This is a genomic window from Sorangium sp. So ce426 (assembly GCF_051475585.1).
GTDB classification, from domain to species: Bacteria; Myxococcota_A; Polyangia; order Polyangiales; family Polyangiaceae; genus Sorangium; species Sorangium cellulosum_B.
In genome coordinates this window covers 11,861,474-11,882,482 of record NZ_CP150341.1, presented here as the reverse complement: position 1 = coordinate 11,882,482, position 21,009 = coordinate 11,861,474, and the positions used below count along the sequence as shown (strand labels likewise).

Annotated in this window: 17 protein-coding genes; 12 read left to right on the top strand and 5 right to left on the bottom strand. The window is 73.5% G+C overall.

From position 1 onward, the window contains the following. The first annotated feature begins 279 nt into the window (after nt 1–279). The 12 genes from WMF44_RS44630 (at nt 280) to WMF44_RS44575 (ending at nt 13,955) form a co-directional block, all read left to right on the top strand. Nucleotides 280–777 carry a DUF2505 domain-containing protein gene (locus WMF44_RS44630; RefSeq protein ID WP_012240946.1) on the top strand — a complete coding sequence of 166 codons (498 nt, stop codon included), beginning with the start codon at nt 280–282 and terminating at the stop codon, nt 775–777. Continuing rightward, the gene (gene sppA, locus WMF44_RS44625; RefSeq protein ID WP_437296132.1) at nt 774–3,536 is read left to right on the top strand and encodes a signal peptide peptidase SppA; all 2,763 of its coding nucleotides are present in this window, start codon (nt 774–776) and stop codon (nt 3,534–3,536) included. The genes WMF44_RS44630 and sppA overlap by 4 nt, the downstream gene beginning before the upstream one ends. A gap of 4 nt (nt 3,537–3,540) precedes the next feature. Beyond that, nucleotides 3,541–4,539, top strand: a complete 999-nt coding sequence (locus WMF44_RS44620) for an ABC transporter ATP-binding protein (RefSeq protein ID WP_437296131.1) — start codon at nt 3,541–3,543, stop codon at nt 4,537–4,539. Between the two features lie 30 nt (nt 4,540–4,569). After that, nucleotides 4,570–5,223: a hypothetical protein gene (locus WMF44_RS44615; protein ID WP_437296130.1), complete on the top strand. Its 654-nt coding sequence runs from the start codon at nt 4,570–4,572 to the stop codon at nt 5,221–5,223. After that, nucleotides 5,216–6,355 carry a glutamate 5-kinase gene (gene proB / locus WMF44_RS44610; protein ID WP_437296129.1) on the top strand — a complete coding sequence of 380 codons (1,140 nt, stop codon included), beginning with the start codon at nt 5,216–5,218 and terminating at the stop codon, nt 6,353–6,355. Before WMF44_RS44615 ends, proB begins: the two co-directional genes overlap by 8 nt. Nucleotides 6,356–6,681: 326 nt before the next feature. Beyond that, on the top strand, nt 6,682–7,218 hold the full coding sequence (locus WMF44_RS44605) for a hypothetical protein (RefSeq protein WP_437296128.1): 537 nt from the start codon (nt 6,682–6,684) through the stop codon (nt 7,216–7,218). A 339-nt stretch (nt 7,219–7,557) separates the two neighbouring features. Next, nucleotides 7,558–8,385 (top strand): trypsin-like serine peptidase, encoded by an 828-nt coding sequence (locus WMF44_RS44600; protein ID WP_437296127.1) that lies wholly within the window; start codon nt 7,558–7,560, stop codon nt 8,383–8,385. Nucleotides 8,386–8,457: 72 nt separating this feature from the next. After that, nucleotides 8,458–9,096, top strand: coding sequence for a signal peptidase I (gene lepB / locus WMF44_RS44595; protein WP_437296126.1), 639 nt, complete (start codon nt 8,458–8,460; stop codon nt 9,094–9,096). 229 nt (nt 9,097–9,325) lie between these two features. After that, entirely contained in the window at nt 9,326–10,384 is a 1,059-nt protein-coding gene (locus WMF44_RS44590) for an FHA domain-containing protein (protein WP_437296125.1), read from the top strand. Nucleotides 10,385–10,414: 30 nt separating this feature from the next. Further along, a complete protein-coding gene (locus WMF44_RS44585; RefSeq protein ID WP_437296124.1) occupies nt 10,415–12,244 on the top strand; it encodes a DUF2169 domain-containing protein in 1,830 nt (609 codons plus the stop codon). Nucleotides 12,245–12,271: 27 nt separating this feature from the next. Further along, nucleotides 12,272–12,823 carry a DUF3540 domain-containing protein gene (locus WMF44_RS44580; protein ID WP_437296123.1) on the top strand — a complete coding sequence of 184 codons (552 nt, stop codon included), beginning with the start codon at nt 12,272–12,274 and terminating at the stop codon, nt 12,821–12,823. Nucleotides 12,824–12,842: 19 nt separating this feature from the next. Continuing rightward, nucleotides 12,843–13,955 (top strand): hypothetical protein, encoded by a 1,113-nt coding sequence (locus WMF44_RS44575; protein WP_437296122.1) that lies wholly within the window; start codon nt 12,843–12,845, stop codon nt 13,953–13,955. Between the two features lie 18 nt (nt 13,956–13,973). Here WMF44_RS44575 and WMF44_RS44570 read toward each other — a convergent pair whose 3' ends face one another. The 5 genes from WMF44_RS44570 to WMF44_RS44550 all read right to left on the bottom strand — a co-directional run bounded on the left by WMF44_RS44570 (nt 13,974) and on the right by WMF44_RS44550 (nt 20,988). Beyond that, nucleotides 13,974–14,741, bottom strand: coding sequence for a hypothetical protein (locus WMF44_RS44570; protein ID WP_437296121.1), 768 nt, complete (start codon nt 14,739–14,741; stop codon nt 13,974–13,976). A gap of 91 nt (nt 14,742–14,832) precedes the next feature. After that, nucleotides 14,833–15,795 (bottom strand): S41 family peptidase, encoded by a 963-nt coding sequence (locus WMF44_RS44565; protein ID WP_437296120.1) that lies wholly within the window; start codon nt 15,793–15,795, stop codon nt 14,833–14,835. A gap of 20 nt (nt 15,796–15,815) precedes the next feature. Beyond that, nucleotides 15,816–17,555: a pentapeptide repeat-containing protein gene (locus WMF44_RS44560; protein ID WP_437296119.1), complete on the bottom strand. Its 1,740-nt coding sequence runs from the start codon at nt 17,553–17,555 to the stop codon at nt 15,816–15,818. Further along, entirely contained in the window at nt 17,552–19,789 is a 2,238-nt protein-coding gene (locus WMF44_RS44555) for a pentapeptide repeat-containing protein (protein ID WP_437296118.1), read from the bottom strand. The genes WMF44_RS44560 and WMF44_RS44555 overlap by 4 nt, the downstream gene beginning before the upstream one ends. Beyond that, nucleotides 19,789–20,988: a hypothetical protein gene (locus WMF44_RS44550; protein WP_437296117.1), complete on the bottom strand. Its 1,200-nt coding sequence runs from the start codon at nt 20,986–20,988 to the stop codon at nt 19,789–19,791. The genes WMF44_RS44555 and WMF44_RS44550 overlap by 1 nt, the downstream gene beginning before the upstream one ends. Nucleotides 20,989–21,009 lie beyond the last annotated feature (21 nt).

The window sequence follows — 21,009 nt, the reverse complement described above, 5'->3', positions numbered from 1 at the left end:
GCTTCCGCACCCGTCCCGATCGCTCCCGCGCCCGATCCTCTCGCTCCCGTGCCCATCCCGATCGCTCCCGCGCCCGATCCTCTCGCTCCCGCGCCCGATCCTCTCGCTCCCGCGCCCGATCCTCTCGCTCCCGCGCCCGATCCTCTCGCTCCCGCGCCCGATCCTCTCGCCAGGCGGCTCGCAGCCGCCATCGCGCCGGGCGCCCCACACCGTCGTGGCCTCATCCGCCCCGTTCCGACCTGCCCGCGACCGGCCTCCGCCGCGTGATAGAAGGGCCGCGTGCACTTCACCATCTCGCACGAGCTCGACGCGCCGCTCGACGCCGTGGAGCTCGCCGTGCTCTCGCCGGACCTCGGGCCTCGGCTCGCCACGCGGGTCGCCTCCCTCGAGAGCGTCGTGACCGTCGAGCACGCGCTCCGCGACGGGGAGCTGCTCCGCGTCCTGCGCTTCCAGGCGAGCGCGCCGCTGCCGATCTTCCGGAGCTACCCCGTGGCGAAGGACGCCATGTCCTGGGAGGAGCGCTCGACCTACCGCCTCTCGGACCACGCCTCCACGTGGCAGGTCAGCCCGAAGGAGCAATGGCGCAGCTACTTCCGCTCGGCGGGGACGTACCGGCTCGAGCGCCTGCCCCAGGGCCGCACCCGCCGCCGCGTCGATGGCGACATCCAGATCCGGCTGCACCTGCTCGGTCCGCTCGTCGAGCGCCTCGCCCTCGCCGAGGTCCAGCGGACGTACGACGCGGAAGCAGATACGCTCAGGGAGCTCATCCGCGCATGAACAACCTACCCCGCCCCCAAAGCCCTGCCCGCTCCCCGCGCCCCGCCCGGCTGGGGCGGCTCGCCAGCATCACGCACCCCGCCAGCGCCGCTCGCCCGGCCAGCGCCGCTCACCCGGCCAGCGCCGCTCGCCCCGCCAGCGCCGCTCGCCCCGCCAGCGCCGCTCGCCCCGCCAGCGCCGCCGCCGCGCTGCTCGGCCTGTGCGCGGGCCTCTGCGCGCTCGCCGGCGCGACCGCCGCGCGCGCCGCGCCGGTCGACGGCCCCTCGCAGCCGCTCCCCGATCCCGGCAAGCCCGTCGCCAGCAGCGACGACACCTCGGCCATCGCGGTGAACCCCGCGAACCTCTCCTTCCTCCCGGGCACCGAGCTCCGGTGGACCTGGGTCCACACGGGCTCCGCCTCGCCGCTGCCCGCGCGTGGCCACTCGATCGCGCTCGGCGCGCCGCTCTGGTTCGTGTCGACCGGCCTGCGCTTCGACTTCCTCGACCCGCCCGACGCCGCGCCGGCGCCGTTCGATAGCCCGTCGCGCTGGATCCGCTGGGGGCTCGCCCTCGACACAGGCCCCACCTTCGCCTTCGGCACGACGCTCGGCTGGGGCAGCTCCGACGCGCCGGCGCTCGACGGGTACTTCTCGCTGACGAGCGGCGTCACGCTCCGGCCCTCCACCTGGCTCTCGCTCTCGGCCGTCGCGCGCGACTGGAACCGCCCCGAGAACCGCCTCCGCGAGGCCATCGAGCGCAGCTACGACTTCGGCGTCGCCGTGCGGCCCGCGGGCGGCAGGCGCGCGCTCGAGATCGGGCTCGAGACCTCCTACGTCGAGAACAGCGACCCCGACGTGAGCGGCACCTGGACGCCCCGGGCGACCCTCGGCCTGCGCGTGCCCTACGTGGGCACGCTCCGCGGCGACGTGGCGCTGCGCGACCTCACGGCCGACGGCGGCCCGAAGATCGCCGCCATGGCCGGCCTCGACGTCAACGTCGACGAGCTGCAGGTCTCCGCCGGCGGCGTCTTCGGCAACGCCATCACGAAGAGCGGCACCGGCTTCTACACAGGCGTCGCGCTCCGCAGCTTCTCCGAGCCGGGCGTCCGGCTGCCGGCCCGCGTCGTCCGCGTGCGCCTCGACTCGACCCCGGGCGTCCGCAGGCACACGCGGCTCCTCCAGCAGCTCTGGCGCCTCGCCGAGGACCCGGAGGTCTCCGGCGTCGCGCTCGTGCTCCGCGCGGAGCCCGCCAGCTCGCTCGCCCACGCCGAGGAGGTCTCCGACGCGATCCGCAACCTGAGGAGCCACGGCAAGAAGGTCCTCTGCCACCTCGAGGACGCCGGCGGGCGCTCGCTCCACGTGTGCTCGAGCGCCGACGCCATCGCCATGAACCCCGCGGGCGGGCTGCGCTTCGCCGGCATGTCGTCGAGCTACTTCTACTTCGGCGGCCTCCTGAAGAAGCTCGGCGTGCAGGCCGACATCGTCCGCATCGGCGCGCACAAGCTCGCCGCCGAGCAGTTCGCGCGCGAGACAAGCACCCGCGTCGGCAAGGAAGACCACCAGGCGCTGCTCGATCAGCTGAGCGGCGCCTTCCTCGCCGAGGTGAGCGCCGGGCGCCGCATCCCCGTCCCGGAGCTCGAGCGGCGCATCGCGCGCGGGCCGTTCCTCGCCCAGGAGGCGCGGCAGAGCGGCCTCGTCGACCAGCTCGCCTACGACGACGAGCTCGGCCGCGTCGTCGACGAGGTCATGGGGCGCACCTCCCGCGTCGTCGACGACGACCCGGGCGACGAGGCGCCCGAGCGCTGGGGCCGCTCGCCCAAGGTCGCGCTCGTCTACCTCGACGGCGACATGATCGACGGCGAGAGCCGGTCGATCCCGTTCGTCGGCGTCAAGCTCGCCGGCTCGTACACCGTCGCGGGCGCGCTGCGCCGCGCCCGCGAAGACCAGAGCGTCCGCGCCGTCGTGCTCCGGGTCGAGACCGGCGGCGGCTCGACGCTCGCGGCGGACGTCATCCTGCGCGAGGCGATCCTCACCGCGCGCGTGAAGCCGCTCGTCGTCTCGATGGGCTCGTCGGCCGCGAGCGGCGGCTATTACGCGTCCGTCGCCGGCGCCCCGATCTTCGCGAGCCGCTCGTCGATCACCGGATCCATCGGCGTCTTCTACGGGAAGGTCGACGTCACGGGGCTGCTGCAGAAGCTCGGCGTCAGCATCGAGACGTTCCGCTCGTCGCCCCGCGCCGACGCCGAGTCGCTCTACAGGCCGTACACCGACGACGAGCGCGAGCAGCTCGGCGTCAAGGTGAAGCAGTTCTACGATCGGTTCGTCGCCCGCATCGTCGAGAACCGGCACATGAAGGCCGAGGAGGTCGACGCGCTCGGGCGCGGGCAGGTGTGGACCGGCGCCCAGGCCCTCGAGCGCCGGCTCATCGATCGCCTCGGCGGGCTCCGGCAGGCGATCGCCGAGGCGCGCCGGCTGGGCCAGCTGCCCGACGACGCGCCCATCCAGTCGCTCCCCGAGGAGGACACGTCGCTCCTCGGCTACGCGCTCAGCCTGGTCGGCTTCTCGGCGCAGGCCCAGGGCGAGCTGGCGAGGGCGACCATCCCGCCCGTGATGCTCGACGCCGCGCGCGCCCTCTCGCCGTTCTTCGTGTTCGGCGCGGACAGGCCGCTCGCGCGCAGCGAGTTCGCCGGGGAGATCTCGTTCGGCGTCCCGGCGACGGCCCGCGAGGACGAGCCCGGAGGATCCGCGCCGCCGGCGTCGCCTGCGTCGAAGGAACGCTGAGCCCATGGAGCAGAGCGAGCCCGCGCCGCCCAGGACCGCCGAGCCCGCGGAGCAGGCCGGGCCCGCCGCGCCGCCGCTGCTCCACGCCCGCGCGGCGCGCATCGCCGTGGACGACGTCGTCGCCATCGACGCGCTCACCGCGGCGACGCGCGGCGATCGCGTGCTCTGCGCCGGCGACGCGGGCGCGCTCTTCGCGGCGCTGACGGGCGTCCCGTTCTCGTCCCTCCGGAGGCCGGCGCAGGCCGGCGCGGCGGACGACGCGCGCGGCGGGGCGCCCGGGGAGGCGCGCGTCGTCGCCGGGCGCCTCGAGGTCGCGGGGCGCGACGTGGCGCGCTCCGCGCACCGCGCGGCGAGCGGGGCGGCGCCGCTCGATCCGCCGCTGCCGCTCGCGTGGACCGCGGACGCCTACGTCAGCTGGGGCGCGCGCCTCGCGGGGGCCTCGCCGCGCGCGGCGGCCGAGATGGTGGCCCCCGCCCTGGCCCGGGTCGGCCTCGTGGCCTCGCGGAAGCGCGCGCTGGGCGCGCTCGCGCTGCCCGAGCGCCGCGCGCTCGTCCTCGCCCAGGCGATCGTGGCCGCGCCCGCCGTGCTGATCGCCGAGGATCCGCTCGTCGGCCTCGACGGCGCCGCGGCCGCCTTCGTCCTGGCCGCGCTCGCGGGCGCCACCGAGGGCCGCGGCGCGCTGCTCACCGCCGCGCGGCTCGACGTCGAGGGCCCGCGCGGCGCCCTGGTCCGCGGCGCCACCGACGTCCTCGTGCTCGCGGGCGGCGAGCTCGCCTTCTCGGGCACGTTCGCGGAGATCGCCGCCGGGAGCCGCCTCTACGCCGTCACCGTCCGCACCAACGCGGAGCTCCTCCGCGAGGAGCTCGCCGCCCGGGGGATCGCGCTGCGGGGCGGGCCGGTGCGCTTCGCCGCCGCGCTGCCCGAGGGCGCGACCACCCGCGACGTCGTCCTCGCCGCGACGCGCTGCCGCGCCGCGATCGTCGAGCTCACCCCCCTCTTCTGACCTGCCGCCCGCCGTAGTACCGTGCGCGCGATGTCATCCGAACCCGCCGCGAACAAGCCGACCGCCGCTCAGGTCACCCCGGGCGGCCCGCCTCCCGGAGGTCGACTCGCCGTGCTCACCGCCTTCGCGGTGGGCGCCTCGTGGATCCCGGTCCCGGTGCTCCCCGCGCGGATGCTGCTGCGCATCCGCGGGGCCATCGTGCAGGACACGGTCGCCCGCCACGGCCTCAGCCTCACCACCGACGCGCGCGCGCTCCTCGTCGAGCCCGGGTCGGAGCAGACGACGCTCCGCAAGGCCGCGCAGCTCGTCACGAAGGAGGTCCTCCGGCGGCTCAACCCGGCCCTGGCCCTCGCGGCGGCCGCGCGCGGCCTGGAGGTCTACGCCCTCGGCCACCTCCTCGACCGCTACATCACGCGCTTCCGCCGGAGCACCGCCGTGCGCGTCCACGCCGAGGAGGCGCGCTGGGTCCGCGACGCCGTCGATCGCGCCGTCCGCCGCGCGCTGTCCCCCTCCCTCCAGGCGAGCTTCACCGTCCTGCCGAGCGGCACCGAGGACCTGCGCGACGAGTTCACGCGCTGGATCGACGCCTTCCTGCTCGCTGGCGCCTCGGTCCCGGAGTACATCGAGCGCCGCCTCGACGCGGCGTTCGACGAGATCGCCGCCGCCGGCATCCCCCATGACTGACACCGAGGACCGCACCGCCCCGAAGGGCGGCGCCGCGCCGGAGCTCGATCCGCAGGCCGCGCGCGCCGCGCTCCGGCGCTGCCGCCGCATCATCGTCAAGATCGGCTCGAAGAGCCTCTCCGGCGACGCCTGGGACCGGCTCGCCGCCGAGGTGGCCGCGCTCCGCGGCCGCTCCGGCCGGAGCCTCGTCATCGTGTCGAGCGGCGCCATCGCCCTCGGCGTGGCGAAGCTCGGGCTGAAGTCGCGCCCGAAGGACATGGCCTGGCTCCAGGCCGCCGCCGCCGCCGGCCAGAGCGTGCTGATGCAGCGCTACGAGGAGGCCTTCGGCAAGGTCGGCCTGCTCGTCGCGCAGGTGCTGCTCACGCACGCCGACCTCGCGGACCGCACCCGCACCAACAACGCGAGGAACGCCCTCGCCGCGCTGCTCGAGGCGGGCGCCATCCCGATCATCAACGAGAACGACGCCGTCGCGGTCGAGGAGATCAAGTTCGGCGACAACGACCAGCTCGCGGCGATGGTGACCCCGCTCTGCGAGGCCGATCTGCTCATCCTGCTCTCGGACGTCGAGGGCCTGCTCGACGGCGACGGGCGCCGGGTGCCGTTCGTGCGCAGCGTCGCCCGCGAGGCGCGGCACCTCGCGGGCGCGTCGACCTCGGGCGTCGGCACCGGCGGCATGGCCAGCAAGGTGGAGGCCGCCCGGCGCGCGACGCTCGCGGGCTCGCACGTGGTCATCGGCGCCGCCCGCGAGGCGGGCATCATCACGCGCATCGTCTCGGGCGAGGACGTCGGCACCCTCTTCGCCGCCGTCCCGCAGCGGCTCAGCGCGCGCAAGCACTGGATCGCGTACACGCTGCGCCCGCGCGGCGCGATCCTCGTCGACCGGGGCGCCGCCGAGGCGATCGGCTCGAAGAACCGGAGCATCCTCGCCGTCGGTGTCCTCGGCGTGCGCGGCACCTTCCTCCCCGGCGACGCCGTGGCCGTCGTCGACCCGGACGGCGCCGAGATCGCGCGCGGGCTCGCGCGGATGTCCGCGAGCGACGCCGCGCGCACCGCGCGGAAGAAGCGCGAGGAGGCCGGCGATGACGACGTCGTCGTCCACCGCGACGACCTGGTGGTGCTCCCGAGCGAGTAGCCCCGCGGCCCTGGCCGAAGGTGGGGTCTTTTAAACCGCCAAGTCGCCAGAAGACGCCAAGAACAGCACAAAATCTTGGCGTCTTCTGGCGACTTGGCGGTTCCATCATTCCGGCAGGATGGGATGAGTGCTCCACAGGCGTCGGCCGCCCTGTAGGTGCGCCAGCCACCCGGCCAGCCACGATGGCGCGCCGCTCGCGCTTCGCGGGAACCTTCGCGCCGCCCCGCTGTCGCTCGGGTTTACCGCATGTCACCGCGCGCGACTGCCCGTCACCGCCGGCCGCCGCCGACGGCCGGGGGTCGCTGCCGGTTCCTGGAGGTCGGGTGATGCGCTTCGGGTTGTTCGTCGCGAACGGCTTGGTTCTCGCGGGGGTCGTCTGGACGATCGGGCTCGGGCCGAGCGTCCGGGCGTCGCAGCTCCTGCCGTCGCGCGCCGCGGCGGGGGCCGACGAGCTCGCGGCGCTCGAGGCCCGCTACGCCGAGGGCAGGACGCCGGCCAGCGTCACCGCGCTCGCCACGGCCTACCTGGAGCGCGATCAGCCAGGGCTCGCCTCCTCGGCCCTCGACGCGGCGCCCGGCGAGGTGCGCGCGCTCCCGGAGGCGGCGCTCCTCTCGGCGCGGGCGCTCCTCCGCCGAGGCCGCGTCCGGGACGCCCTCGCCGCGTCCGAGCAGGCGTCGGCGGCCTGCGCGGCCGGCGCCTGCCCCGCGTGGCTCGCGGCGAAGTCCGAGCACCACCGCGCCTTCCTCGAGCAGCTCGTCGCCGCGGGCGTCGAGGATCCGCAGGTCGACGCGGCCGCCGCCCGCGCCGCGCTCGACGCCTACGCGCGCAGCGCGAGCCAGGTGCGCCTCGTCGCGCTGCGCTAGCGCGGCGCGGAGAACATCGACGCACGCGCCAGCGGAAGCGCAGGCATAAATGTACAGAGCAACTACAAACGATGCGGCGAGACGCGCGAGACGGCGAGACAGCGAGACAGCGAGACAGCGAGCCGCGAGCCGCGATCGTCGAGGCCGTATCCAAGCTTGGAAACCCTGTCGTTGTCGAATGACGGTCACCGTCTTATGGCGTAGTCTTTGGCATTGCTCGGCGCGTTCGTACCGGGGGCGCTGTCCGAGAGAACAACCGGTTGCGCTTGGGAGGGTCTCCCTCAGGTGGAACAGCCGCAAGCTCGCACGCTGGGCGCCCTGGCGACCGCATGGACAGGGTTGTACCGACGCGGCGCCGCCGTGGCGGCCGCGCTCGCCCTCACCGCCGCCGCGGGCTGTGCGCGGCCGATCACCAACGCGGGGCTGCCGATCCCCGCGGCGAAGCCGGGCATGGAGCAGCGCCCGTTCGAGCTCCGGCCGCCGTTCGAGCTGGCGACGAACGAGGACGCGATCGTCCGGATCGTCACCGACGTGACGTGCACGGGGACGCTCATCACCGAGGACCTGGTGCTCACCGCGCACCACTGCGTCGCGGCGCGGGACGACAACGGCAGGACGCTGCGCCGCGATCAGGATGCCGAGGCGATCTCGATCGAGCTCGGGGGCGACCACCTGCCGTGGGGCGACGTGAAGGTCCGCGCGGTGGTGTCGCCGGACTGCGGGTACACGTCGGGCGAGGGCGACATCGCCATCCTCGTGCTGTCGCGGCGCCTCATCGGGATCCCGACCCTCCCGCCGCGGATCGAGGCCGAGCCGTCCTCGAAGGAGCAGGTGACGCCCTACGGCTTCGGCCGCTGCGCGCTCTCGCGCGATCCGATCCACCTCGCGCCGCGGCTGGGCGGCACGATCGACGCCGTGAGCCCGGGGCACTTCGTCGCGACCGCCTCGATCTGCCCCGGCGACTCGGGGGGGCCGGCGCGCAGCGATCGGGGGGGCGACGTCGTCGGCGTCATCTCGTCGAGCGTGATGGACGGCGACGAGCGCACGACCGGGACCTCGTATTTCAGCCGCCTCGACGTGTGGCCCGAGCTCTTCTCCGCCGCCCGCGAGATCGCGGCGGGCGCGAGCCCGAGCGAGCTGCCGCCGTACCGGGGGTGCCTGCGTTGACGGCGCGGCGGCGTCGGCGAGCTTCGCTTGCCCGCCGCCCGCGGCCGGAGCTGCGCTAGGCTGCGCTGCCGCATGCGGAAGCTGTTCAACGGGCTGCTCTGGATCGTGGGGACCCTGCTGTTGCTCGGCCTGGTGCTCCGCGCGCTCGTCCTCGACGTCTGGAAGGTGCCGAACGACCCGATGCTCGGCGCCGCGCTCGCGCCGAGCATCGCCCCGGGCGACGTGGTCGTCGTGCTGACGCGGGGCACGCCCGGCTTCGGCGAGCTGGTGCGGTGCCCGGATCCCGAGGCGCCCGGCAGCCACATCGTCGGCCGGATCGCGGGCTTGCCGGGCGATACGGTCGACGTCGACCACACCGTCCTCGTCGTGAACGGGCGGCGCTACGACGCCGAGACGGCGTGCGCCGAGCCCAAGGTGAGCATCCCCGACCCGGCCACGGGCAACCCGGTGCAGCTCTCGTGCGACATGGTGATGATGGGCCCCGGCCTCCACGCCCGGGCGACGGGGCGCAAGCCCCCGCTCGAGCGCCGCCACCACGTCGAGGTCCGGCCCGACACGGTCTTCCTGCTGAGCGACAACCGGAGCTACCACGACGACTCGCGCGACTTCGGCCTGCAGCCGCGCGCCGCGTGCAACCAGCGGATCGTCTTCCGGCTCTGGGGCGGCGCCGGCTGGAGCGACGACCGGCGCCGCTTCACCTTCGTGCGCTGAGCAGGGCCGGCCGTGTCGCCCCCGCCAGCGTCACCTCGAGCTTGACCCCTCCGCTCATCGACGTCTAGAACCGTGTTTCTCTCCACCCGGGTCGGGGACCCCGCGCGAGCAGCGGCCCGGGTTCGCCGTCCTGGCTCGCTTCATCGGTCGGAGGTCCGCCACGGCGGCCTTCCACTGGCGCGGGTCGGAGAACCGCGATCCGCGGTCCTCCAATGCACCGAGGAGACGTTTGCACACCGAGCAGAACGAGATTGGCATCGTCTGTGGCCAGTGCGACCTGTGGAGCCCGATGGGCACCGCGCGTTGCCCTGAGTGCGCGAACGACTTGGCCCTGTTCACGACGCGCCGGGCGAGCTCGACGACCACGCCGGCCCGGCGCTCCCCGACGCCCGCGGCCGGCAGCGCGAGCGCCCGGCTCGACCCGACGAGCGCGCGCGGTCAGGGCCGGGGCCCCAAGACCACCTCGTCCAAGAGCGAATTCGCCGAACTCTCCCAGGAGGAGCTGATGGAGCAAGCCCGTAACTACGTCTGCCGTTCCTGCTCGAGCGGTGTCCCCTCGGGCCACAAGTTCTGTGGGAGGTGCGGAACGGCGGTCCCGCCCGAGATCCTCAACGCGCAGACGCTGTTCTTCGGGGACATGCAGAACCCGGCGAAGGCGAAGCTGATCCTCATCCGCGGCGAGGGCATGGACGGCCTCTCGTTCCACCTCAAGGCGGAGCAGCACATCGTCGGCCGCAACGGGCAGCTCGTCTTCCCGGACGACCCGTTCGTCTCGCCGAAGCACGCGAACTTCTTCTACCGCGACGGCAAGCTGGTGGTGCGCGACGAGGGCTCGCTGAACGGCGTGTACATCCGCGTGCGCGGCACCATCGACATCACGCCGGGCGACACGTTCCTCGCGGGCGAGCAGCTCTTCCGGCTCGATCCGACGCCGCGCGCCTCCGACGGCCAGGATCCGGACGGGACGTTCTTCTACTCCTCGCCGAAGCACCCGAGCCCGTTCCGCCTGACGCAGGTGCTCCAGGGCGGCGCGGTCGGCATGACCGTCTGCGCGCGCGGCACCTCGCTGCAGATCGGGCGCGAGGGCGGCGACCTGAACTTCCCCGTCGACCTGTACATGTCGGGCTCGCACTGCCGCCTCGAGGAGCACAACGGCAAGTTCACGCTGACCGATCTCAACAGCCGCAACGGCACCTACGTGCGCATCAAGAGCGAGCGCGAGCTCGCCCACGGCGACTACCTCTTCATCGGCCGCAAGCTCCTGCGCGTCGAGCTCAACACGAACTGACGCTGGCCCGCGGGCGCGGCGCCCTCGCCCATGACCACCGCTCGCTGGCCCCTCGACGTCTTCCGCGCCGGACCGGTCGCCGCGGGCGCGACGCTGTGGCGCAGCCGCGGCCAGCTCCACGTGACCCTCGTCGCCAAGGCGACCTTCGCGCTGGTGCCCGGCGGCGAGGCGCGGCGGATCGAGCCGCTGGAGATCGTCCGGAGCGAGGTCTACGCCCGGGGCAACCCGATGAAGCCGCTGCTCGCGGCGAGCGATCTCGCGCCCTGGCTGGCGCGCGCCGAGGTGGTGCTCACCGGGCACGCGTGGGCGCCGGGCGGGGCGCCGGTCCGGCGGGTGGCGGTGCGGCTCGCGATCCTGCGCGAGGACGCGGCGCTGGTGGACAAGCGCCTCGAGGTCGTGGGCGATCGGGCGGGCGGCGCGGCGGCGGGCGCGCTGCCCGAGCCGTTCGTGAAGATGCCGATCGAGTACCAGCGCGCGTATGGCGGCCCCGGGGAGCCGGAGAACCCGCTCGGCGTCGGCGCCGACGAGCGCGCGGGCGGCGGCGGCGCGCTGCCCAACCTGCTGCCGCCGGGCGGGGGGCGCGCGCCGGTCGGCCTCGGGCCGATCCCGCCGATCGTGCCGAGCCGGGCGCGGCTGCTGCGCGGGCTCGCGCGCGCCGAGCTGGAGGGGATCGCGTCGATCCCGGACGATTTCGACTGGTCGTACTTCCAGTCCGCGCCGGCGGATCAGCGGTTCGATCGGGTGCTCGGCGGCGAGGAGATCGTGCTGGAGGGCCTGAGCCAGCACCACCCGGCGCTGGCGACGCGGCTGCCGGCGCTGCGGGCGCTCGCGACGATCCTCCTGCCGAACGGCGCGGCGCGGTGGCTGCCGCTCGTGGGCGACACGCTGATCGTGCAGCCCGACGCCGAGCGCTGCGCGGTGGTCTTCCGCGGTAGCTTCCAGGTGGCCTCGGAGGAGGTGCTCTCGGCGCTGCGCGCCGCGGTGGGCGTGGAGGTCGGGGACGAGCCGGTGCCGTGGCCGGACCTCAGCGAGGCGCCCGTGGGCGCGGCGGGCGCGGCGGCGGGGGAGAGCGCGGCGGCGGGGGAGAGCGCGAAGCGGACGGACTGGAGCTCCACGGTGCGGCTCGGCGAGGGCGACGTCGTGGATGCGCCGGTGAGCGTCGCGGGCGTCGCGACGGGGCGAGAGCCGGCGCGCGAGGGGGCGCACCCGCTCGAGGGCACGTTCCCGCTCGATGACACGCTGCCGCCGGCGGGGAGCGAGCGGAGGCCGCGCGAGGCGCAGGCAGCGCCGCTGCCCAGCGTGAGGGTCCGGGGCCCGGGCCAGGACGACGCGGTGAGCGCGCCGTTTCCGATCGCGCCCGCGGGGGTGCGCGGCGAGCGGGAGGGCGGCGAGCGCCCGAGCGCGCCGTGGGCGGCGGGCGGCGCGGCGGCGATCCCGGCGATCGCGTCGCCGCTGGAAGGGACGGTCGATCTGAGCGAGCCGGATGCGACGCCTGCGCCCGCGCTGACGGCACCATCGCCCGCGCTGACGGCACCATCGCCCGCGCTGACGGCACCATCATCCGCGCTGACGGCACCATCGCCCGCGCTGACGGCACCATCATCCGCGCAAGACTTCGCGCCTGCGCCTGCGCCCGTGGAGATCGCCACGCCTGCACCTGCGCCAACGCAGGCCGCCGCGCCTGCGCCGGTCGCCATGCCCACGCCCGCGCGCGCCTCCGAGCCGCTGCCCGCTCCGACGCGCGATCCGCAGATCGAGCGTTCGCCCGAGCCGCGCGCGCCGGCCCCCGCGCCGTCCGCGCCGAAGCAAGAGCGGCCCAATCTCCTTGGCAGCCTGTACAAGCGCTTCCGCAAGGACTGAGGCGGAGCAAGGATGGAGGGACCCACCATGTCGGAGCGAGCCGCGGTTCGGGAGCGCGCCACACCCGCGCGCGTCGAGGAGTACCTGGGGCCGGCGCACGTGCTGGAAGCCCGCGGGCAGGCCGTGGTGGTCGAGCTGCCGGACGGCGAGAGCAGCGAGGCGACGATGGCGCTGGCGCTGCCCTATACGCCCGCGGTGGGCGACGTGCTCCTCGTGATCGGCCGGGGCGCGCGCCTCTATGTCATCGGCGTCCTGCACGGGACCGGCAAGGTGACGCTGGAGCTCCAGGGCGACGTCGACGTCCGGGCCGCGGGCGGGGCGCTGCGGCTATCCGGGGACCGGGGCGTGGAGCTCCGAGGGCCGGAGGTGGACCTCCACGGCGACAAGGTGCGGGTGTTCGCGGGGTCGCTGGTGCAGAAGGCGGCGTCGCTCGTCCAGCGCGTGACGGACCTGTTCAGCCTGCACGCGCGCGAGAGCCACACGGTGGTGGACGGGTCCGCGACGACGAAGGCGAAGAGCGCGACGGTGCTGACCGAGGAGACGATGACGATCAACGGGAAGGAGATCCGCCTCGGGTAGCAGGGAAGGGAGGACGCGCATGAAAAGGGTCAGGCGCCTGAGCCAGGACGGGAACAAGCTGGGGACGGGCGCCGCGATCCAGAAGGAGGGCGGCGCGGCGACCCTCCGCAACTCGCAATCGACCCAGACGCAGGCCGACGCCCTCGCTGCGAAGGAGATCGGCGGGACGAAGGACGAAGACAGCGAGCCCGAGCCGCAGAACCCCGACAAGCCGAGCTCCGTGCTGGATCTGGCAAGGAGTAAGACGGTCGAGGCGTACCATGCCTCGTCGAACAGCAGCGAAGCCGGGCTCGGGATCGAGATGCTCGACCTCGGCCCCAGGCAGCGTGACGCTCTGCTCGATCTGGCGGAGCGTATCGCCGGAGAGGCGCGCAGGACGATCGCCGAGATGACCGCTCCGCCCATCCAGGGGCTGACGTGGTGGCCCTACAAGTCCATCAACAAGCGAAAAGACGAGAGGGACAAGGTACGTCAGCAAGAGCTCTCTTATGCGGCCTGGGTCAGCGGACGGCAGATGGCGTACTCAACTGCCAAGCAGGGCACGTCGCCGCTGCACATGAGCATGGACCAGATACGCGCCTTTGGAGCTCGGGTCGGGCAGGCGAAGGTCGGCAATTGCCTGGAGCTCTCCGCGTTGGCGATATGGCTCCTCTCCCGTCCGGAGGAAGCCCACGGCGCGAAGGTGGACATGGTGCGCCTCGGCAAGCGGCTGCCCACCGCGGATAACGGCGACTTCACGAGCGGAGATCACGCCTTCGTCGTCCTGAACCCGCCGGAGGCCGACGAGAACGGGGGATACCCGGGCGACTTCGACGACTGGGGCGAGGCCGTCATCATCGACCCCTGGGCGAACATCGCCTGCAAGGCGCGTGACTTCCCGGAGCGATGGAAAGAGAAGATGCGGAAATGGAAGCGCAAGGGGAAGGAGATCGACACCGTGACGAAGGAGGGCGCCGGTACGAGGCCGCCTGACCAAGAGCCCTGGATCGACGGCATCGTCGTGTTCGAGAAGATCTCGGTCACGAAGTCGCCGAAGCCCGCGCCGGCCCTCGAGATCGGGGGGACGGCCACGCACGACGCGGATGCGGGCGATCATCCCGATCGGCAGTGCGCCATGTGCAGTGTCATGTGAGCGTGCGACCGGCCTTTCTCACTCCGCAGGCCGGAAGATCTTGATGCTCACCTGCTGGTCCTCATTATTATCTTTGTCCAGGTAGATGCCCCCCTGCAGGACCCTCATGACCTCGTCCCAGGACGAGCAGGACACGACCCCTGTATTCTCCGTCTCGACGACCGTCAGGACCAGGCTTCGCGCGGTCCGCTCGATCCGCACGCTCATGTGGTGAGCGTCGGTCTCGATGTGCACGATGCAGCGGGTGTTCTTCTCGCCGATCATCTTCTGGATCTGCTCGACCACCTCGCGGCCCGCGTAGTCCTTGCTCACGGTGATGTTGCTGGAGCTGCCGCCCCGAGGGGCCTCGCCCAGCTGGCCCGTCGTCTGCACCGAATCCGGCACCGGGCCATAGTTGGCGTTGGGCTCGAGCTCGTCCATCATCTGGTAGGCTGTCTTCAACAGGAGCACGAGCTCCTGCGCGCCGCGGCCGGATTTGCACCACGCGATCTCAGAGGACATGTGGTCGTTGAGGTGCTCCAGGAGGTCCCCCGGGTCGCCGTCCGGAGGGGTCCACGACGCGATGGCCCGCCACAGGTCCTCGATCCACACCGGATCGCGTTTGTGGATCTCGACCCATCCCCCGCACAGGCCGTTGAGTTTGACGCTCTTGTACCACGCGTCCGTCGCCTTATCGGGGTCGCCCTCCCCCTCCCGTTGCTGTCGGACCCATTCGCAGACCTTGATCAGCTTCGCCTGAATGAAGTCCTGGGATGCTTGCGTCCTGCTCGGGTTCGCTTTCTCCACCGGAGGGCCCTTGCGCTTGGGGGTCGAGAGCGTCGTGGTGGAAGCCTTTCCCCAATCGGACGTCGTCCTGCCGAGCGGCCTCGAGGTCTTCTTACGCCCCACGACCCCCTCCCGCGGTCCCCACATCGCGCTCCGGTCCCACGCCCACCCCCTGCACCTCCACGCCGCCCGGCAACGTCACCCGCACCGCCGCCGCCATCCGCGCGCCGCCCTCGCCCGCGCAGAGCGCCTGCCCCACCCCCTTACCGTACGTCCTCTCCCCCGCGATGGCCACCCGCCCGTGCGCCTTGAGGCACCCCGCGAACAGCTCCGCCGCCGAGGCCGTCCCGCGGTTCACCAGGATCGTCACAGGCACCGAATACGGCTCCTCCTGTCGCGAGCGATAGACCACCTCGTCCCCGTCGCCGTCCGTCACCGTCGCCACGACGCTCCCCGCCGGCAGGAAATCCCCCGCGAGCTCCACGAACGCCCGCAGCTCTCCTCCGGGGTTGTCCCGTAAATCGATGACCAGCTCGCGCATCCCCTCCGCCTCGAGCGCCCGCATCGCCCGGTACACGAGCGCCGGCACGTCCAGCGAGAACACCCGGATCCGGATCACCCCGATTCCATCGCTCAACAGCGCGTGCTCCACGTTCCCCGCGCCGGGGAGCACCTCCTCCGGCGCCGCCGCGCACGTGTAGAACACGTTCACCGCGCTCGGCACGAGCACCGCGCCCACCGCGTTGTTCCCGGCGTTCCCGGTCGTGGGACAGGTGAGGTTGATCGCCGGCAGCCCCTCGATGATCACCTTGGGATTGCCCGCCACGTAGGCGCCGACGTCCATGTAGAGCGGGTGCGCCACCCCGGGCTCCATCCCGAAGGTCATCGGGATGGTCGTGCCGAGGTGCAGCGCGTTCATCATCGACACCTTCACCTTCACCGAGAAATTCACCGCCATCGCGTTGAGCGCGAAGTTCGGGTACGGAATCGGCACAACCACCGGCCCCACCGGCGTCAGGCACACGTCCGGAAACCCGATGCTCATCCCGGCGCCGTTGTTGCTCGCAGGCAGCATTCCGTTCGCTCCTTCCGCTCTTATCGCGGCGGCCGCGGGGGCGCGAATGCCTCCGCTTCCAGCCGTTCGACGTCCGTCCGGCGCGCGCCGAGCAGCCTCGCGCCGGAGAAGCGCGCGCCCTTGTCGTGGAGGGCGTGCAGGTTGGCGCCGCCGAGATCGGCCTCGCTGAAGTCGGCCTCCTCGACCCGCGCGTGCGACAGGTTGGCGCGCTCGAGGCGCGCCGAGAGGAAGAGCGCGCCGCGGGCCTCGGCATGATCGAGCATGGCGTCCCGGAGATCCGCGGCGGCGAGGTTCGCGTCGGCGAGGTCCGCCCGGGTGAACGTGGCGTACCGGAGCATCGCCCGCGAGAGCTTCGCCCCGCGCAGCGAGGCGCCGCCGAAATAGGCGGCCTTCGCCACGACATGCGGCAGGCTCGCGCCGTCCAGCGCGGCCTCGCGGAGCCTGGCCTGCGTCAGGATGGATCCCTCGAGATCGGCGCCGCGCAGGTTCGCCTTCGAGAAATCGCTGCCCATGAAATCGCAGTCGCGGAGGCTCATCCGCTCGAGGTTCGCCTCCATGAAGGCGCAGCGGTGCACCGTGAGGCCGGCGAAGGAGACGGCGCGCAGATCCACGCCGGTGAAATCGACGCGATCGAAGATCGTCTTGCCGAGCACGGCGCCCTCCAGCGCGGCCCCGCGGAGGAGCGCCTGCTGGAGCACCGCGCGCGTCAGGTCCGCGCGGCAGAGCCGCGCCCTGTCGAGGATGCAGCGGACGAGGCGCGCGGCCGTGAGATCGGCGCCCTCGAGATCGGCCTCGATGAGGATCACCGACTCGAGATCGCGGCCCGAGAGGTCCACGCCGCGGAGGATCGAGCGCGAGAGGTCGCAGCCGAGGAGGCTCGCGCCCCGGAGGTCCGCGCCGGTGAGATCGCAGTCCGAGAGGATCGAGCGCTCGAGGCGGGCGCCGCGGAGGCTCGCGCCGCGCAGGTCGGCGCCGCGCAGCGAGCAGAGGGAGAGATCCGCGCCCGCGAGGTCGAGGCCGGAGAGATCCGCGCCCGTGAGGTCGGCCCCGGCGAGGTCCTTGCCCGCGAGCTCGGGCCGGCCGAGCTTTGCCTCGTCGAGGACCACGCCGTGCATGCGCTTCGGGAAGCGGGCGCCGCGCAGGTCCGCCTTGAGGAAGACCGCGCGATCGAGCTCCGCGCCGTCGAGGTCCGCGCCGCCGAGATCGGCCCCCACGAAGGCGCAGGCCTCGACGCGGGCGCGGGCGAGGCGCGCGCCTCGGAGGTTCGCGCGGGTGAACGAGGCGCGCGCGACGCGGGCCTCGGTGAGATCCGCGCCCTCGAGGTTCGCGAGGTCGAGGCGCGAGCCCGAGAGCGTCGCGCCGGCGAGCCGGGCGCCGGACCAGTCCGAGCCCACCGCCTCGACCTCGACGATCGTCGCGCCGGAGAGATCGGCGCGGGCGAGGCGCTGGTACGAGAGCTTCGCGCGGGTGAGCGTCGCGCCGGCGAGGCGCGCGCCCTCGAGGTTCGAGCCGAGCACGAGCGCGCCGTCCAGCACGCAGCCCGCGAGATCCGCGTCGCGCAGATCGCACTCGACGAGGTGCGCGCCCGGGAGCGCGCTGCCCGCGAGCCGCGCGCCGCGCAGGCTGGTGCGGAGGAGCTTGACGCGGGCGAGATCGAGGTTCGTGAGATCCCGGCCCGAGAGGTCGAGGCCGTCGAGGCGGGCGCCGCGGAGCGGCGCGCCGGCGCGGAGGCGGTCGAGCAGCTCCTCGACGCTCTTCACGCGCCCTCCAGGCTGGAGCGCCGCAGGTTCGCCCCCTTGAAATCGCAGCCGGCGGCGCTCGCGCCCTCGAGGCGGGCGCCGTACAGGCTGGCCCCGGCGAAGGAGGCGCCGTCGAGGCGCGCCTTGCAGAGATCGGCGCCGAAGAGATCGGCCTGCGCGAGGTCGGCGCGCTCGAGCGAGGCGCGGTAGAAGCGGCTCCCGCGAAGGACCGCGCACGCGAAGCGCGCGCCCCGGGCCGAGGCCCACGAGAGGTGCGCCCGCGGGAGGGACGCATACCGGAGATCGGCGCCGTCGAGCTTCGCCCGGAGCAGCGCCGCGCCCTCGCCGCGCGCTTCCACGAGCGTCGCGCGCTCGAGATCGGCGTCGGCGAAGCTCGTGCGCGGCAGGGACGCGCCCGTGAGATCCGCCTCTGTCGCGGAGGATCCGGCGCACATGCACCCGACGAGCGACGCGCCCCGCAAGCAGGCGCGATCGAGCTTCGCCCCCTGGAGGACGGCGCCGTCGAGGTGGAGCTCCTCCCCGTCGATCTCGCGGAGGTCGGCCTCGTCGAGCAGCGCGCCGCGCCCCCGCGCCCTCGCCAGGCGGGCGCGGGCGAGATCGGCGCGGGTGAAGATGGCCTGGTCGAGCGTCGCGCCGCGCAGATCGGCGCCCGCGGCGCGCGCGCCGGTGAGGTTCGCCTGGGAGAGGTCGGCGCCCGGGAGCGCGGCGCCCTCGAGGTTCGCCTCGAACAGCACGGCCCGCGAGAGATCCGCGTTCGAGAGGTTCGCCCCCGAGAGGTCCGCGCCCGAGAGGAGCGCGCCCGAGAGCTTCGCCCCGGAGAGGTCGCGGCCCGAGAGGTCCTGCCCGGAGAGGTCGCGCCCCGAGAGGTCGGCGCCGGGGCCGGGCTCGGGCGGCGGCGCCGCGGCCTCGCCGGGGAGCCGGTAGCCGGGGACGATCTCGCGGAGGCGGGCGTCGCGGAGCAGCGCGTCGAGGCGCTCGACGCCCTCGAGCGCCGTCCCGCGCGCGGCCGCGTCCCGCCGGAGCTCCTCGATGCGCGCGACGAGCGCGTCGAGCGCGCCGCCCATGGGGACGCGCGGCGTGCCCGCGGGCACGGCCGGGAGGTACGCGGCCTGCCGCTGCGCCGGGAGCCGCGCGAGCGCCTGCGCGACGGTTCGCTCGAGGTCGACGCCCTCGGGGGTGCGCAGGGCCCGGAGCTTCGCGACGAGCTGCCGCACGCGGTCCTGCTCCGGCGCGTGCAGGCCGCCGAGCCGCTCGGCGAGGAGCTTCGACACAGGATCCGCCTCGTCCGCGGCGGCGCTCGGCGGCCGCGGCGCGCCGTCGCGGACGAGATCGTAGGCGTCGCGCACCTCCGGCGGGAGATCCTCGAGGCCGCGCGGATCGCGGGCGAGCTGGGCGAGCTTCTCCCGGTACTCGTCGAGCGGCAGCGGCGCAGCCGAGAGCGGCTCGGCGGCGATGACGACGGCGCGCACGTCGGCGAGATCGTCCTCGGCCACCTCGGCGTGGCCGCGCCAGGTCAGCGTCACGAGGCCCGCGTCCGGCTCGACGAAGAGGGTGTCGAGGCTCATGCGGGCGTCCTGCACGCGGCCCTGGGCGTCCTCGACGACCGCGCGGATCCGGAGGCCCGGCAGGCGGAAGGAGGCGGTCTGCGCGGCGGGGTGGAGGTTCAGCAGCGTGACCTCCTCGTCGCCGCGCAGGTGGCCGGCGAGGCGCTGATCCGGCGGGGCGGCCTGGAAATAGGCCCAGTCGAAGTCCTCGGCGTACCAGGGGGCGCGGGCCTTCCGGTACGAGGGGCCGTACTCCTTGCCGAGCATCCGGCGGTGCTCGGGCGAGTCCGGGTGGATCGGCCCGAAGGGCGCGGGCACCTGGCGGCCGTCGCGCGGCGCCGGAACGAGCAGCGATTTCGACCAGCTCCCGACCGCGAACCCCACGGGGTGCTCGCGCTGCGGCTCGCCGGGGGGCGGGCGGCAGGCGCCGCGGAGCAGGAGATCCGCGGCCGGCTTCCAGTCGGCGAAATCGCCGGGGTACGTGCATTCGCCGTCGCGCTCGCCGTCGCCCCCCTCGAAGGTCTCGGCGGTCAGCGCCCCCTGCGCGAGCTGCCCTTCCAGCGGCGCGAGCGGCTCGCCGAGGCGGAGCGAGAACCGGCCGCGGACGACGAGGACCACCTCGGGCTGCGGCGGCCTGCGCGAGCAGACCTTGGCGCCGAAGGGGAAGGGCGTGAGGTTTTTGGTCCGCATCAGAACAGGTTGATGACGCCGGACATCAGGTTGTACGCCCCGGTGCTCACCGACTCGGCCGACGAGACGCTCGCGCAGATGTTCTTCACGTTGGTGCGGAACTGGGAGAGCTCCTGCCGGTTGGTCAGGTTGAGCTCGGCCTTGGGGCCCATGTTGATCGAGACCCCCGCCGTGAGCGAGACCTCGAGCATGGCCGCGATCGTCAGCTCGACCAGGCCGCCGATCGTGATCTCCTCGGTGGCGCCGACGGTGATCGACGCCGCATTGCCGATGGTGACGTCGCTCGTATTGCCGATGGTCACCGACTGGACCTCGCCGATGGTGGTATCCGACACGAGCGAGGCGGTCGTCGTGCTGGACACGGTGCTGGCGGTGGTCTCGTCGCTGATCGACGTGGCGCTCGTGGTGCTGGAGATGGTCTGCGCGGTCGTCTCGTCGCTGATCGCGGTCGCCGTCGTCTTGCTGGCGATCTGGTCGGCCCATGTCTCGTCGAGGATCTGCGGCACAGGGCAGGCCGCCGAGCCTGTGTACGACTCGATCCGCTGCGCCCAGGTGGAGCTCAGGCAGGTGGGGTTCGGTCGCTCTGCCGTGGGGGCCTCGGAGCCGGTGATGCTGGTTTGCTTGTTGCCGTAAAAGCGATCGAACGTGTCGCCGTGATAGGTGGTGTCGACGTCGCCCTTCTCGGTCTTCTCGGTGACCTTCCAGGTGCCGTTGTAGTTCTGGACCCATTCGATGGTGGTGGCGGCGGTCCAGAGATCGGTGGCGTCCTGGATATGGCCCCCGGAGACGTCCCAGCCGGCGGTGTCCTCCTGCCGGCCGAGGACGAGCATGCGGTAATTGCCCTTGATGACCTCGACCTTGTCGCCGCGCGTGGTGGTGATGCGGTTGCCGTCGGAGTGATCGCGCCAGCCGCCCTTGGTGTGGAGCTTCGCGGTCTCCGCCTGCCGCTCGGCCTCGGGGAGGAAATCGGGGCAGCCGTCGCGCTTGCGGGTGTCGTCGATGAACGAGGTGACCCGGGCGGCGAGGTCCTCGCCGGTCGCCCTCGGCGCGCCCGGGCTTCCGGCGAGGCTCGGGTCCTTGACCGCGCCGAGGCGCAGGTACGAGCCCATCGCCTCGGCCTCGGACGCCGCGTCGTTGAAATTCGGGACCTCGATGAGGAGGTATTTCCCGTTGAACCCCTCACCCTCGCGCGTACCCATGCGTGCCTCCGCGTCGGGTAC